Below are 15,766 nucleotides of genomic sequence, written 5' to 3' on the forward strand. Positions count from 1 at the left end.
CAATCGAGTAGAATAAGTGCGCTGCACCACTATATGCTAATGAACCGGGGGAGAATGAGGATGACCATGAACTCCATTGAAAATGAAAAAGATCTGTCACCGGAACAACGTGATGAATTGTTCAAGGCATTAAAGACCCGTTTTGAAAAGAATATGAGTCGTCATTCCGATCTGGAATGGGCTAACGTAGAGGCTAAACTGGAAGCAAACCCGGACAAACTATGGTCACTGCACGAGATGGAGAAGACGGGCGGCGAACCGGATGTTGTGGAGTTGGACAGTGAGACAAGTGAATATATCTTTATAGACTGTTCACCAGAGAGTCCCAAGGGTCGCCGTAGTGTATGTTATGATCAGGCTGCACTGGATGCACGCAAAGAGAACAAACCTAAGCATAGCGCTGTTCAAATGTGCATCGAGATGGGCATTGAGCTTTTGGATGAGCCCCAGTATCGTGAACTACAGCAACTGGGGAACTTTGATCTGAAAACATCCAGCTGGGTGGTGACACCTGAACATATTAGACAGCGGGGGGGAGCCATTTTTTGCGACCGCCGTTACGATACCGTGTTTATGTACCATAACGGGGCAGAGTCCTATTACGCTGCAAGAGGTTTCCGTGGTTTGTTAAGGGTGTAAATGAAATATAGTTTGGATTAGGTTAGATGAAATAGGGCAGTCCCAACAGGGATAGAGAGGAACAATTCGGCAGGTTGCGAATTGTTCCTTTTTTGGTTTTAATTAAGCCTAGTTAAGTTAAGTAAGTTAAGCTATATCTCCTTTGTCATTTGGCTCCTCAATATGCACCATAACCCGAACCAGATAATCCTCCGCATGTTGCAGCACAATCTCATCCTGCATGTAATCCTCGTAAGCATCACCCTTAATGACATACTGTTTCTTCTCTATATGATCAAAGATTTGCGGAAAAAACCTCTCGGTATCTCCATAGTCGGCTCTGGCATAAGAAACAAGATAATATCCCTCCGGCATATACGCCTGTTCATGATGCTCTGTTGTCATATAGCTATACATATGGGAGATCATATTTCCATCCTTGCGTAGCAGATCCGCTTTAGGAATGATGACGCCACCGGGATAACCGAGCGGGGCATGTTCCTTGTTCAAACGTACTCGAAAATCCTCCCAAAGTTCCTCAGGGAACTCCTTTTTGGATGAGTAGATACGGCGGCTCAGCAGCAAGGGGGTTTCAGGTTGCCAGATGACATGCATTTGGCTGGTGTCGAGGTGCATGGATTGCTCTATATTTTCCGCACGTTGAATAATCATTTGCTTGGCCTGAGTCAGTTTGGCAATCTGCAACTGTAGATTCTCCTCCTGTTTGCGCAAAAGTTGAAGAGTCGTTTCTGGAGAACGCTCACCGAGATGTTGCTGAATTTCCTCCAGGGACATGCCGAGCTCTTTGAAAATATGAATAACGCCGATCGTTTCGAACTGGCTGTGGCTGTAATAGCGATAACCGTTATCCGCCACATAGGCAGGCTTGAACAGACCAATGCGGTCGTAGTAAATGAGGGTTTTGCGTGAAACTTCTGACAGCTTGGAAAAAGCGCTAATGGATAACATTTCATTGGAATGCATAAGTACCTCCAGGTCGAAAAAAGGTGATTGACTGTATAGTTGCTATACAGTTTATAATACAGCTGTTCTGACCGCCGATCTACCTTTAGATCGCAGATCAGCGTGTTTATTTTAGATGAGGAGAATGCTTATGGTCAGGAAATTACTGCAAAGTGTACGTGAATATAAAAAGGATACGTGGCTGACGCCTTTGTTTTTACTTGGTGAAGTGGCCATGGAAGTCATTATTCCGCTGTTTATGGCTGAATTGATCGATCAGGGGATCACGGGGGGCCAGATGAATCAGGTAACCAAGTACGGCTTGATTCTGGTGTTGTTTGCCCTGGTGTCTCTGGTCTTTGGGGCGCTGGCGGGTAAACATTCTGCAATCGCAATGTCGGGATTTGGCAAAAACTTGCGTTACGACCTGTTCCGTCATGTGCAGCAGCTGTCGTACTCCAATATGGATAAATTCTCGACCTCAGGGATCGTCACCAGGCTGACTACGGATATTACGCATGTGCAAAATGCATTTCTGATGATTATCCGGATTGCCTTCCGCAGCCCGGTCATGATGATTTTTGCAACGATTATGACGTATCGTATCAGCCCGTCCATCGCTACATGGTTCGTGATTGTTATACCCGTGCTGGCAATTGGCATGATGATTATCATGAAGTATTCTTTTCCGATATTTGAGCGTGCCTTTGACAGTTACGATGATCTCAATAAAGTTGTGCAGGAAAACGTACGCGGTATCCGGGTTGTGAAATCCTATGTGCGAGAAGAGCGTGAGGTATCCAAGTTTCAGGTCGTATCCCAGCGAATATTTGCACAGATGGCTAAGGCAGAACGCATTCTGTCGTATGAACTTCCATTGATGCAAATTGTGATGTATGCCGTGATGCTGATGATCTCATGGATTGGAGCCAAACTGGTTGTGGGCGGAAACATGACTACCGGGGAGCTTACGAGTGTATTCGCGTATTCCATGCAAATTCTAATGAGTTTGATGACTCTGGGTATTGTTGTCATTATGGTTGCCATTGCTCGCGCTTCGGCGGGCCGAATTAATGACCTGTTAAGTGAACAGCCGGACATTACTAGCCCTGAATCGCCAGTTACAGAGCTGCACAGTGGCGAGATTGAATTCCGCAATGTGTCCTTCCGTTACTCAGGCAAAGCCGAGAATTATGCCCTGTCTGGCATCAATCTGCAAATTTCCTCGGGACAGACGATTGGTATTATTGGAGCTGCGGGCAGTTCAAAATCTACCTTGGTACAGTTGATTCCACGTCTATATGATGCCAGTGAGGGTGAAGTGCTTGTCAGTGGTGTCAATGTGAAGAAGTACGATCTACGTTTGCTTCGCAGCCAGGTCGCGATGGTATTGCAAAAAAACGTCCTGTTTGAAGGCTCGATTAAGGAGAATCTGCGTTGGGGCAATGAACATGCTACCGATGAAGAGTTGATTGAAGCGTGCAAAGCGGCGCAGGCACATGAGTTTATTTCCACGTTTCCAGAAGGATATGACACTCATTTGGCACAAGGCGGTACGAACGTTTCGGGAGGTCAGAAACAGAGACTGTGTATTGCCAGAGCTTTGCTCAAAAAACCGAAGATTCTGATTCTGGACGATTCCACCAGCGCGGTAGATACACGGACCGACGCGTTAATTCGCAACATTTTCAAAGAAAGCATACCGGATACAACCAAAATTATCATTGCCCAGCGTATTGCATCTGTGGAAGATGCCGATCAGATTGTCGTGCTGGATGAAGGCAAGATGGTAGATATCGGAACCCATGAGGAACTGCTGGGTCGAAATACAATTTATCAAGAGGCTTATTATACACAGACGAAAGGCGGTGAAGCACTGGATGGATAACATTCAATATGGCCGGACGATAAAACGTCTGCTAACCTACTTTAAGTATTACAAATTCAGAACGACACTGGCGCTGATTCTGGTGCTGGTGAGTTCTGCCGTCTCTGTTGCTTCAGCGGCCTTTCTGCGATTGCTGATCGACGACTTTATTACGCCGCTACTTGGAAATCAAAATCCAGTATTTGATGCCTTGTTACAGGCTTTAATCATTCTGGCTGTGATCTATGCTGCTGGAGTCATCAGTACATTTGTCTCGAAACGGCTGATGATTACCGTCTCACAGCAGATTATGAAGAGGATTCGTGACCGCTTATTCGATCACATGCAGAAGTTGCCGATTAAATATTTTGACCGTAAAGCCCACGGGGATATTATGAGTCATTACACGAACGATGTGGATACGCTGAACATGATGCTGACGGATGGATTGCCCCAGCTGTTGTCCACTGCCGTGACAGTGGTGGTCGTTCTCGGTACGATGTTGTTTCTTGATGTGCCTTTAACGATCGTGGTTGTGCTAGGTGCACTCGCGATGCTTTGGGTTACCAAAACCGTCGGTACCAAGGCAACCGATCATTTTTTCCGGCAACAAGAGTCCATCGGGGTTGTAGATGGATATATCGAGGAGATCATCCATGGGCAAAAGGTAGTTCAGGTGTTTGGACGCGAGCAAAAAGCGATGGAACAATTCGCACATCTGAATGATAAATTGTTTGACGACTCGGCGACAGCTAACAAATATTCGAATATTCTCATGCCAATCAATGAGAATCTGTCGACATTAATCTACGTGCTTGTGGCTATTGCGGGCGGAGCTATGTCCATATCGGGCTGGAACGCCGGTCTGAGTCTGGGGATTATTGCAGCTTTTTTGAGTTTATCCCGTAATTTCACAATGCCAATTGCCGAGATTTCCTCGCAGGTCAGTATGTTTGTCGTAGCTGTTGCAGGGGCTCAGCGGATATTTAACATGATGGATGAACAGCTTGAAGCAGATGAAGGCCGTGTGACCTTGGAGAAAAACAAGGATCAGGCCGGATGGGTCTGGAAACTGGAGGACGGAACAAGCGTTGTTCTGAAAGGCAAAGTGGAGTTTAAGGATGTCAGTTTTACGTATGACGGAAAGAAACAAGTGCTCCAGAATATTACGTTATATGCCAAGCCTGGACAGAAGCTTGCGTTCGTGGGTGCAACGGGTGCAGGCAAGACTACTGTAGCCAACCTGCTCAATCGTTTCTACGATATAACTGAAGGTGAGATCATCTATGATGGCATCAACATTCAGCGTATTCGCAAAGCAGATTTGCGGCGTTCCTTGGGAATTGTACTGCAGGATACCCATCTGTTCTCGGGTACGGTCGCTGAGAATATTCGCTACGGAAGGCTGGAGGCCAGTGACGATGAGGTCATTCAGGCGGCGAAGCTGTCGTATGCGGCGAGTTTTATTGAACGTCTGCCTGACGGGTATGAGACCCGGCTGGATGGTAACGGCAATGGACTGTCACAGGGACAGAGCCAGTTGCTAGCGATTGCCAGAGCAGCGATTGCGAGTCCGCCGGTCATGATTCTGGATGAAGCCACTTCATCTATCGATACACGTACCGAAGCGCTGGTTCAGAAGGGGATGGATAATCTGATGCAGGGCAGAACGGTATTTGTGATCGCCCACCGTTTGTCTACCGTGCGGAATTCCAATGCCATTATGGTGCTGGAGCATGGCAAGATCAAGGAACGTGGCGACCATGAACAGTTGCTGTCGGCTAAAGGCACATACTATCAATTGTATACTGGAGCTTTTGAGTGGGATTAATGGGACTGATCCAGAGAGTGCTCGTAAAACAGTAAAACAGCTAAATGGTAAGATAGAAAAATAGCGAAATATAAGATAGACAAGACCAAAAGAGCCGTGCATATTGCATGGCTCTTTTTTGTCGGACAGATACTTGCTGAAGGAAGAAGCAGATATGCGTTTAGGACGAATATTCTGAAGTTTGCTCAAGAACGATGTGGTGTACAGCAACTACATCAAACTACAGGTTCAGTCTGCTTTTTAAAATACTGCTCAATGATCAATTCAAGCACACGTTCCGGTACGGCACGCTGTAGCTGGGCCAGATCACCAAATTCCATGCGATACGGCTGCTCGGTGCTGCTCGGAATCCAGTAGGGAAGTGGTTTACCGGTGGAGTCCAAGCCGTTGGGATCACCTGTTGCAATGAAGTTCGAGAGATAGTTACACATCTGGCGTGCCAGATCATAATGTTTACCCGTGAAAGGACGCCAGCATTTGGCGAGTGTTTCAAAAAAGAACCACAGATCGACCGAATGGAACGTGCCTGGTTGATCCCAGCCCGGAATGTCTGCGTCGAAATTATAATAATAGAGCGGTGTTTCCGACGGATGACCGCTATTAGAACGGATTACAAGCTGAATCGCATGTTCAATCATGCGCACAGAAGCCAGCTGTAAGGCATGATCCAGATCGCCAGTATCGGCTTCACATCGTTCTAAAAAGGCAGGAGCATCCTCGCCAAATAGCTCTGTAGCCATCTGTTTCAGTTCCTCCACACTGTTTACCGCAGGCCGGGTCCAGAACTCGGAGGACGTATGCCCAAGCATGACAGGAACAAGTTCACGCTTATGTTGCATGAAACGAGTGAACGGATCACCTATACAGAACTGATCATCAATGACCGTTCCCCAGAAGCTTCGATATTCCAGAATTTTATCCCGTAGTGTGACGGCATCCAGCTGTCTGGCTTCATCCAGAGAAGATACACCAAGGAAACGAAAAAATTCAACGCCTTTCTGCTCGGCATCTCGCAGCGTACTGCGAACAGCGGGTACAGGAACGTTTGGATATAACTCTGTTGCAATACCGCTCATGATGACAGCTCGCTGAAATAGGCCTTTATTTTGCGGAGAGGTCATCTGACTAAGAACACTGCCACCGCCAGCAGACTGTCCCCCAATTGTAATTTGATCCGGGTCACCGCCGAACGCGGCAATATTACGCTTCACCCAGGCTGTTCCTGCCTGCTGATCCAGATGTCCAAAATTCGCCGGTGCGTGAGGTGACTCCGCACTGATTTCTGGATGGCACAGAAAACCAAATGCATTCAAGCGGTAATTGATGGTCACGACCACAATGCCTCTGCGCGCAATGCGTTCACCGTCAAATTCCATCTCGGCCGTGTGACCGACTTGGAGCCCCCCACCAAAGTACCAGACAAAGACCGGTAGTTTCTCATCGGTTCGTTTGGCAGGTGTCCACACATTTAGATACAGACAGTCCTCATTCATCGGCAGATCAGGATCAACCGCCCATTCTCGCGTATAGATGTTATTATCATCAATGACGGTTGGTGCCTGCATGGAGGTCGGTGCAAAATCAAAGGCTTGCAGTACACCATCCCAATCGGAAGCAGGCTGTGGCGCACGCCAGCGATTCCGGCCTACAGGGGGCGCGGCGAACGGAATACCTTTAAAGCTTGTAATACGTGGATCTGCGGCAGGCAGTCCCTGAACTTGACCATTTTCGACCGTAACAGTTCTAAGCAACACAACATTCTCCTCTCTGAATTGAACATCGTTCATGTATGTCGATCCAAGACGGTTGGTTGCGCTTACAAATCTGCTGGGCTATATGCCCTCTGTCTCTATCATAAGCAACTTGAAGCGTTGTTTCCAGCATCGAAATTAAACCAATAACCCCTCATAATGATATATAATGACTGGGATCACGAAAGGAGTTGCTGACGTGGACACATTATGGCGAGACGGGGGCAGGGCGAACCAGATTTTTTTTATCAGTGGCGGACACAAACCTGTAAACCTTCATCAGTGGGGACCAGGTGTACGTGACGTCTATGCGCTACACTACATCATTCGAGGGCAGGGTACACTGGAAACCGGAGGCAAGCATTATCGGCTGGTTGCCGGAGAGAGCTTTATCATTTTTCCGCAAAAAGAAATCTATTACTACCCCGATCCGGCGGACCCGTGGGAGTACGTATGGATTGAGTTCGACGGACGAAACGCAGGGCGGATCGTAGATTTGACACAACTATCGGTTAAGCACCCTGTACTGCCGGCCGCACCGGAAACGATGGAGATGTGGTTTCATTTGGCCTGGAATGCAGGTGCATCACCAAGTGAAGTATTAAGAGCGGATGCACGTTTGCAGCTGTTACTGTCCTATTACATTGAATTTTTTCCGAGCGAGAAGCAGACAGAAACCAGAGATGAGGTATGGATGGCGAAAACTTATATCGAGCAAAACTACTGGCAATCATCCTTGACGGTAGCAGAGATTGTACAGGCCGTAAATCTGGAGCGAAGTTACCTGTTCCGCAAGTTCAAGGAAGCTACAGGTGAATCGGTGTCAACGTACATAACGGCATGTCGTATCCGGCGTGCCTGCGAGCTCCTTGAGTCATCTCAATTGTCCATTCAATCCATAGCATATTCGGTAGGATATAATGATCCGCTTTATTTTTCTAGGGTATTCAAAAAGGCAACATCATACACGCCATCTGCATATATGATGTTGCACCAGAAAAAAATAACTAGTAAGACATTTACAAGTAACGTTTAGCGAAAAAGTGCACAGTTCCCGGACTCACGGAAGTAACGAATGAGCTTCTCAATCGGCTCCCGCCCGCAATTCAGCTTCACCCCAAGACAATCAATGCAGACAAATTGCCGGGCTGTTAATGAGACTAATTTCAGATAGATGCCGACGTCGTCGGAAGTGAGCGGAACCTGACAGGTGGTGCACAGCCGGCTTTGTGCCATTTATTTCACCAGTTTGGCTCGCACGACGAGACAATCATGGGCCGCTACGACGGGAGCATAACGCTCGCGGAATACACCGAGTTCCTTGTGCTCCCAGCAGTCATAGAGAGACAGGGAATAGCCTGATGCGTAAGGCAGTCCCATATCCCAAAATTGCAAGGATAGTTCGCGCTGGCTGTCGCTCAGATTGAAGAAACCAATCGCCAGATCACCATCCGTAAGCACCTTCACCAGCATGAATACATCATCGGTATGGAACCATTGCGGCTCAGGTTTGATGCGGTAAGCCCCGCGTGCCTCTGCGTCCTGATTAATGGCAAGCAGATCGGGGTTCAGCAAAATGTCCTTGGTGACCTGATTGGCCTTGCGTACATCACATCCAATCATAAGCGGTGAACCCATCATCGACCAGAGGGAGAAATGGGTTTTGTACTCAATATCGTTGCAGCCGCCAATGCTACCGATAAAGTCATTGTTACTTCCGCCGTACATGCCAACGATAAGCATATCCATATCATTGTGGCAGAAGGAGCCCGTGTAGCTTTGTTTTCCTAGCTGTGAAAGAGCCAGCTCTTTGACCGAATTCCAGTTATCACGGATATCCCCGGTGGAACGGTACATATGGGCCCCTGATTCACGAATCCATTCGTAGACATTGTCCTCTCCCCAGTTGCAGGCGGAGAAAAGAATATCGCGGCCGCAGTTTTTGAGCGCAAGACTCATGCGTTTGTATAACAATTCGCCAGAGATATGGCGCGGCTTGAAGCAGTAGTCATATTTTAAATAATCCACGCCCCACTCGGCGAACAGCGCAGCATCCTGAAATTCATGCTCGAAGCTGCCTGGATATCCAGCACAAGTATGTGTACCGACACAAGAGTACATGCCAAACTTCAGGCCTTTATTGTGAATATAATCTGCAAGCGCCTTCATTCCACTCGGGAATTTGGCAGGGTCTACGACCAAATTGCCGTCCGTATCTCGCTCCTTCAAGCTCCAGCAATCGTCAATGACAATGTACTCGTACCCGGCGTCACGATATCCTTCCGTTACAAACACATCGGCAACATCCCGAATCAATTGCTCATTGATGTCCCACGTAAACGTATTCCATGAATTCCAGCCCAGCGCAGGGGCAAATCCCATCATTGCATTGGTGTTAATACTCATGATCTGACTCGCTTCCTTCCTTGTCCTGATTCCTAAATTTTTTGAAAACAACCTAATGCCATCTTCTCCATGTTACAAATAGGGGGATTAATTATCATGTATAACTATCATGAACTTAACGGATTAAGGGCATTTCAACCATAGTCTGACGTTGCTTGGACATGGACAAATGTTGTTTAGGTTAATAAAATGAAGGAAAAAGGCTGAGAGTAATTGTGCTATGCCAATTGAAATATCAAATCACCATGTTATAATAAGGGCAGAAAGAGCTTATAATGCAGAAAGAGCCGTGCGTCAACACGACTCTCCATGCAATAGCCGCTTTTAAGGGCGGTGGGCTTTAAGCAGAGGTACGAATCATTGGTAGACCGCATCCTTAGCTGGGGGGGCGGTCTACTTGTCTTTATTGGACAGTAGTGCTGTAATCAGCAAACCAAAGGTAAGCATCAGCATCAAGGATTCAAATACTGTCACAAGGCATCACCTCCCTCCCGGGAGATTAGCCGACCGCCCATATAGCCTTTCCATTGCTATGTGATTGTACCATATATTCCCTGGCAATTGAACCATTCCAAGCAAAGTACAGTTTAGTATAGATCGTCTAAAATGCACACACCCCTGCAAAGGTGTGTTTTTTGCTGTTTTACAGGGTTGTGTCCTGTACAAAACCACGAACATTAAACCTCCTTCTGGCGAAGCTTTTTTTTATCGTTTATACTTGTAAAGCCAATTTACTTGAGGAGTTGTCTAACGAATCATGAATAAAAAAGAAGTCGCGCACATTCGCAAACAATTCAAGCTGGATCATGACCTGCTGAACATTTACGACATCCTGAATGTCTATATTACGAAAGAAACCAATGAAGTCTATCACTGGGAACGTCATCCGTTTGAACTGGTGGATCGGGAGAAGCAAGAGTTATACATGGGTAATTTCAAAAAATTGCTGACAGGTGAACTGGATCAGAAACTGTTCGAACTGAAGTTCCAAGAAGAAGCGGAGGAGCCGGCACAGGTGATGCTTCACCAGGCACTCGTCACAGGTGACCCGGATGAGTGGCAGGATCTGATGCTGTTGCTTGTCGATCGTATGATGGCTGATGCCAAGTATGAACGGGATATGGTGGTTACGTTTATTAAAGGGCAGTATTATCTGCCAACGAAGGCGAGAAATGAGGCAACAGAGGAAAGCGAGAAAAATGAGGTCTTTGCTCATCCCTTCATCCTGTGTAGTGTGAATTCCACGGAGAAACAGCGGAAGACGCTGCTCTTCGATTATGTAGAGAGGGAATTCAAATATAACATCATCGTTGATCCGATCATCAAATTAAGCACACCGGAACAGGGTTTCCTGTATCCAAGCGTTACGGACAACTATTCCGACGTAAATCGTGTGCTATACTGCACGGGCAAATCCAATTTCCCGGACCCTCATTTTGTTGAAAATGTGCTGAATGGGGAACGTTCGGTGACGGCCTTGGAGGAGCGTGCAATATTTGAGGATATCGTCAAAGAGATCACGGGTGAGCAGATGGATGCCACAACCCTGGCTCATGTATATGAAGAGATCAACCGGGTTATTGAAGTGAACGAGGAATCCCATGAGGAAGAGCCACCGAAGTTGGATTACAAAGACGTAGAACGTCTGCTTACAGCCAGCGGCGTAGAAGAACTGACCACCGAGAAGGTGGAACGTGCATTCGAAACCATCGTCGACAACAAAAACTATGAACTGAAGGCGAACAGCGTGATGCCGAAGTACACTTCCAAATCAATCAAGATTGATACCAAGGTGGCGACCATCTCGATCAGTCCGCAGGATCTCAAATATGTGAGACAAGTCAACTATCAGGGAAGACGCTGTATTATGATTGAAGTGGATGAAGATGCGGTGATTGAAGGATTCACGCTGGCTACGGAGAATCTGTAACTTAATTTCAGCTTAAACATTCAAAATGCCCAAGCTTGCGGTCATTCCGCCAGGCTTGGGCTTTGTTGTCTTAGGTTTGTTTGTCTCTGTCTTTGTGTCTGTCTCAGCTAAGATTGACGTAACAACAGCTGAATATCGGCTGCTGGGCGGGAGCCAAGCTCCTCGTGAAGCGATTCCTCGAGTAACTGGTATTGCCACTGGGCTTCAGTCCGCCGACCCAGCGAAAGATAGATCACGATTTTTTCACGGTGAATATCCTCCCGAATCGAATCGATCTGCAGAATTCGATCCAAATAATGCAGTGTACGCAGGGGTTGTTTTTGCTGGATATGATATTGAGCAGCCGTTTCCATCATTGTGATGAAGTCCCTCTCGAGCTGCCTTGACCATGCGAGTGCCCATTCATAATGCCGCCCTTTCAAAAGTTCACCCCGGTACAAGGTATCTATTCTTTCGAACATCTCAGGTGAATAGGTTGAAGTTTGACGGATCTGGCGAAATAACGCTTCAAACTCATACAGATCACAATCGATGGAATCCCGGTCAATCCGAATCCCGTTGCGATCCTTCTGGATAAGGGGAACATCGCTGTTATCTCCAACCGCACGCCGGACGTAGTAAAGTGTTGAGTTGATATTAGTCCAGGCTTTCTGCGGACTGAGATCCTTCCATAACGTATCAGCCAGTACATCACGGCTAGTCGACTTCGCACATAAAAGAAACGCGAGTAACTCCTCTGTTTTCGGCGTTCGTAGCTTCACAGGGATGTCCACATTCGCTCCATCAAGCACGGTAAATTCGCCTAACATCCGCACAGTCAGACGTGGGGATGGGGATACCGGCTCCGATGAGACAGCTGTGTCCCGGAGAAGTTGCTGCAAGCGCTGAATCGTACGACTTACACGCTCGGCTGTCACAGGTTTGATGATATAGTCGATGACTTCTTTTTCAAAAGCCTGTACGGCATATTCCTCATATCCTGTCACCAGCACGATCGGCAGGGAGGGGTGATGCTTGCGCAATTCGCCGATCAGTTGCATCCCTGAGATTCGTGGCATGGTAATATCCAGGAAAGCAGCATCAAAACTGTGATTTGCTGCATATTCACAAGCTTTCTCGGGATCATGGAATACTTCGCATACCTCAATGGCTCCACTTTCAGTCAAAATCCGTTTTAGTCGTTTGAGCGATAGATCCTCATCGTCTACGATGATTACTTTTATCATGTAATGTACCCCCCGTTACCCTTCATAATCTGGTGTTGAATGGGAAGATCGAGCGTAATACGGGTTCCTTCACCATCATGACTTTCCATCCGAAAATCCCTGTTATACAGCAGTTTGAGTCTGCTGGATATATTCCATAAACCGACACCTGTGCTACCATCGGCGACCTGGCGGAGCTCTTTCATTTTCTGTTTCGTCATACCTATGCCGTTGTCTTCAATGGTAAATCTGGTTTCCGTTTCGCTGAGATTGCGAATAGATAGCATCACACGGCCGCCGCCAACACGGGACATTAGACCGTGCCGAATAGCATTTTCGATCAAGGGCTGCAGAATCAACGGCGGAATCTGCATAGTTCGATCCACATCAGCATCTACATCAATAATGACTTCGAGTCTTGATCCGAAGCGTGCCTGTTCAATGGCTACATAGGCCTCGATCATACCCAGTTCGTTCTCCAGGCTGGTTTTGGAATCCAGATGTTTGAAGTGAACACTGCCCCGCAAATAACTGGATAATTGTAAAATCAATCGTTCTGCCTCATCTGGCGCATCCACACATAATTCGGCAATGGCATTCAAGGCGTTATACAGAAAATGCGGGTTAATCTGGGACCGCAAAAAGGAAATTTCGGCATTGCGTGCAGCCTGAACAGATGTTTTCATCCGGGTTAGACCGCCGATCCGTGCAAGCAATTCCTCCGACTCAAAAGGCTTGGATACAAAATCGTTGGCACCTTTCTCCAGCGCAAGCTTTAATTGATGGGCTTTATTGCCTGCGGTTAGCATGAGCACAGGGAGTTCGGAAGGGGAGAAGCGCTCCCGAATCCGATCAAGCAATTCATAACCTGATATGCCTGGCATCATGATATCGGCAATCACCAGATGCACGGCAGGAAGTTTGTCCAGCAGCATCATTACCGATTGGGAACGGGATGTAACGGCATAACTGTACCCTTCCAGCTTCAGCATACTCACGATCGTTTGCAGATTGGCTGCATCATCGTCAACCACGAGAATCCACTCATTCCGTACCCCTTGCATAATGACAGGTTCTTCATATCTCAGTGCTCGATTTCCCGAAACCGTAGGCGCCATGCTGAAAGGCGTCACGTTGGCACGTTTCTCTTTTTTACCTTCAGCCAGTGGGAACGTCAAAATAAATGTGGCGCCTTGACCCAGCGTTGATTCGGCGTGAATGGTTCCTCCGTGCATCTCAACAAGCTTGCGTGTGATGCTTAGACCCAGACCCGTGCCTCCGGCAGCCATTGGCCCCGCGTCTGCTTCCTGTTCGAAAGGCAGGAAGATATGCTCCAACTTGTGGGGGCTGATGCCGCGTCCGGTATCGGTAATGCGCAGTGTTGCTTTTCCCTGGACGAGTGTAGCGCTTATCCGGACAGAACCCTGTTCCGTGAATTTGATGGCATTACCGATCAGATTATGCAGAATCTGAACAAGACGATTCCCGTCTGCATAAATGGCCGGGAAATAGGCTGGGATGTCGTTAATTAGTTCCACCTTTTTGGTACCAAGCAGGAAGGAATGCATGCGCAACACCGATTCGACATACGAGGACAGGTCTGTAGCTGAACGGTGCAATGAAATGTCCCCATGCTTCATTTTGGAATAGTCCAGCAGCTCATCCACTAGGTACGTCAAACGTCGGCCACTGCCCGTCACAATCGCCAGATTATGTGCTTGTTCATCGGTGAGCGGGCCTTCTGAACCTTTGAGCAGACTTTCACTAATATTAACGATGGCGTTGAGCGGTGTTTTGAGCTCATGCGATGTGTTGGATAGAAAATCATCCTTAACCTGATCGAGTAGGAGAAGCTGATCCTTCAGAGAGCGAACCGTAAGGTAGGCCTCGAAGAGCCGCAAGACGGCTAGAAACAACATCAGGATACTGAACAATACGATACATACCTGCCCGATATTAACGTTTTCTTTGAGTGAGATCGAGAACAGGTTGATGTCCAGACAGTACAGCGTGATACAGAGCATGGCTGCGTACCATAGAAAGCTTGATAATCGTTCTCCCTTCTCGCTGAGCACAAACCGCAAAGCACATTGCACCAGAAGCCATAGCAGAATCAACGTGTACAGTCCGATAACATAAGGTGCGGTTAACACGTAGACGGAGATAGGAAAGAGTACGAGCAAACTGATATATGCGCCAAAAATAAATAGGGTTACAGAGGTAACTACCCCCGAGAACATGCCTGTCCTGAAACGGTAGAAATAAAAGATCAACAAGCCGAGACAGGCAACGGAGCAAAAATCCTTTAATTTATATAACGTACTAAATGAAAGATCTGTGCTTGCTGCCGCCAATACTCGTTCACTGATCATGCCGTTGTAGAGGGCATACAACAGGCATACCAGGCCGAGCAGTAGCAGAGAGTCATCCCGGTTTCGATATAGCGCAGATCCCAAATAACTGATGAGAAAAATGATGGATATGGTAGCCAGTACAGCCATAGTTGCCAGCTCAATGGCCGTGCGGTTCTGATGGCTTTTTAGCATGGTAGCCTGTTCTCCAAAAAAAAGCGGACCCGAGATGCCTGCATTCGGATAGTCATAGTTGGCGACCCGAACCAGTATTTCAATATCACCGCCATGATACGGAAAAAATGCGATTTGTGGTGAATTGCCTGCCTGGTATCCTGCATTTTTTTCCACGGCTTGTCCGTCTTCCATTAGTTTGGTGCCATTGACGTAAATTTCGCTGGCAAAGCGAATGTTGCTTTTCTTGATGGCAAGAGTGCCTTCAACGGGTGTATTTCTTAGGACAAGCCGGTATGTAGCAAAACCGTAGGACGGTAATCGTTCATCCCCTACCCGAACGGGTCCCCAAGTACCAGGAACCTCGGCATAAGCATCAGGGGATGCTAGTGTTCCTTGTTGTTTTTGATCCGCGATATGAGCTGGAGCTGGCAGTAGCTTTTTCCAATAAAATTCCCATTCACCGTCCAGCCTGATGCGATTCTCAAGTTTCGGATTCCAGGTCGATAGATCCAGAATGCCTTGACGGGCATGGAGCGCGGCAGCTTGCGGTTCTCTTGCCGTGGATAGAACCAGCAACGTAACAGCAAGGATCACGGTGAGAACAACACCTGAAATTCGTAATAACACGTTCTGCTACTCCTTTGGGAGATTACCAATCATCTCTAGT

The 15,766-nt window shown here is 47.4% G+C and carries 11 protein-coding genes; 5 read left to right on the top strand and 6 right to left on the bottom strand.

Features of this window, described 5'->3' with window-relative positions; all coding sequences use genetic code 11:
* Positions 1–60 precede the first annotated feature (60 nt).
* Positions 61–639 (top strand): DUF4256 domain-containing protein, encoded by a 579-nt coding sequence (locus M3629_RS23490; RefSeq protein WP_154960336.1) that lies wholly within the window; start codon positions 61–63, stop codon positions 637–639.
* Between the two features lie 126 nt (positions 640–765).
* Here the strand turns inward: M3629_RS23490 and M3629_RS23495 are convergent, their stop codons facing one another.
* Complete coding sequence (locus tag M3629_RS23495) at positions 766–1,602, bottom strand: MerR family transcriptional regulator (protein WP_251510779.1); 837 nt, start codon at positions 1,600–1,602, stop codon at positions 766–768.
* Between the two features lie 130 nt (positions 1,603–1,732).
* On the opposite strand from M3629_RS23495, the gene M3629_RS23500 reads away from it, so the two are divergent.
* Positions 1,733–3,469, top strand: a complete 1,737-nt coding sequence (locus M3629_RS23500; RefSeq protein WP_251510781.1) for an ABC transporter ATP-binding protein — start codon at positions 1,733–1,735, stop codon at positions 3,467–3,469.
* Entirely contained in the window at positions 3,462–5,279 is a 1,818-nt protein-coding gene (locus tag M3629_RS23505) for an ABC transporter ATP-binding protein (RefSeq protein ID WP_251510783.1), read from the top strand. The genes M3629_RS23500 and M3629_RS23505 overlap by 8 nt, the downstream gene beginning before the upstream one ends.
* Positions 5,280–5,494: 215 nt before the next feature.
* Here M3629_RS23505 and M3629_RS23510 read toward each other — a convergent pair whose 3' ends face one another.
* Positions 5,495–7,030: a carboxylesterase/lipase family protein gene (locus M3629_RS23510; RefSeq protein WP_251510785.1), complete on the bottom strand. Its 1,536-nt coding sequence runs from the start codon at positions 7,028–7,030 to the stop codon at positions 5,495–5,497.
* A gap of 199 nt (positions 7,031–7,229) precedes the next feature.
* Here M3629_RS23510 and M3629_RS23515 point away from each other — a divergent pair, with 199 nt between their 5' ends.
* The gene (locus M3629_RS23515) at positions 7,230–8,066 is read left to right on the top strand and encodes a helix-turn-helix domain-containing protein (RefSeq protein ID WP_251510786.1); all 837 of its coding nucleotides are present in this window, start codon (positions 7,230–7,232) and stop codon (positions 8,064–8,066) included.
* 200 nt (positions 8,067–8,266) lie between these two features.
* Here the strand turns inward: M3629_RS23515 and M3629_RS23520 are convergent, their stop codons facing one another.
* The gene (locus M3629_RS23520; protein WP_251510787.1) at positions 8,267–9,436 is read right to left on the bottom strand and encodes a glycoside hydrolase family 27 protein; all 1,170 of its coding nucleotides are present in this window, start codon (positions 9,434–9,436) and stop codon (positions 8,267–8,269) included.
* Positions 9,437–9,829: 393 nt separating this feature from the next.
* Positions 9,830–9,910 (bottom strand): putative holin-like toxin, encoded by an 81-nt coding sequence (locus M3629_RS28745; protein WP_353056773.1) that lies wholly within the window; start codon positions 9,908–9,910, stop codon positions 9,830–9,832.
* A 283-nt stretch (positions 9,911–10,193) separates the two neighbouring features.
* Here M3629_RS28745 and M3629_RS23525 point away from each other — a divergent pair, with 283 nt between their 5' ends.
* A complete protein-coding gene (locus tag M3629_RS23525) occupies positions 10,194–11,366 on the top strand; it encodes a DUF4317 domain-containing protein (RefSeq protein ID WP_090923180.1) in 1,173 nt (390 codons plus the stop codon).
* Positions 11,367–11,473: 107 nt separating this feature from the next.
* On the opposite strand, the gene M3629_RS23530 is transcribed toward M3629_RS23525, so the two are convergent.
* Positions 11,474–12,592, bottom strand: a complete 1,119-nt coding sequence (locus tag M3629_RS23530) for a response regulator (protein WP_251510788.1) — start codon at positions 12,590–12,592, stop codon at positions 11,474–11,476.
* Complete coding sequence (locus tag M3629_RS28750) at positions 12,589–15,726, bottom strand: ATP-binding protein (protein WP_251510789.1); 3,138 nt, start codon at positions 15,724–15,726, stop codon at positions 12,589–12,591. Before M3629_RS28750 ends, M3629_RS23530 begins: the two co-directional genes overlap by 4 nt.
* Between the last annotated feature and the right edge of the window lie 40 nt (positions 15,727–15,766).

It is taken from the genome of Paenibacillus polysaccharolyticus (assembly GCF_023714295.1).
Lineage (GTDB): Bacteria > Bacillota > Bacilli > Paenibacillales > Paenibacillaceae > Paenibacillus > Paenibacillus polysaccharolyticus_A.

Bases quoted from the DNA above. Each gene is read 5' to 3' on its own strand.
- M3629_RS23490 (WP_154960336.1), top strand. From the start codon at position 61: ATGACCATGAACTCCATTGAAAATGAAAAAGATCTGTCACCGGAACAA.
- M3629_RS23495 (WP_251510779.1), bottom strand. From the start codon at position 1,602: ATGCATTCCAATGAAATGTTATCCATTAGCGCTTTTTCCAAGCTGTCA.
- M3629_RS23500 (WP_251510781.1), top strand. From the start codon at position 1,733: ATGGTCAGGAAATTACTGCAAAGTGTACGTGAATATAAAAAGGATACG.
- M3629_RS23505 (WP_251510783.1), top strand. From the start codon at position 3,462: ATGGATAACATTCAATATGGCCGGACGATAAAACGTCTGCTAACCTAC.
- M3629_RS23520 (WP_251510787.1), bottom strand. From the start codon at position 9,436: ATGAGTATTAACACCAATGCAATGATGGGATTTGCCCCTGCGCTGGGC.
- M3629_RS23525 (WP_090923180.1), top strand. From the start codon at position 10,194: ATGAATAAAAAAGAAGTCGCGCACATTCGCAAACAATTCAAGCTGGAT.
- M3629_RS23530 (WP_251510788.1), bottom strand. From the start codon at position 12,592: ATGATAAAAGTAATCATCGTAGACGATGAGGATCTATCGCTCAAACGA.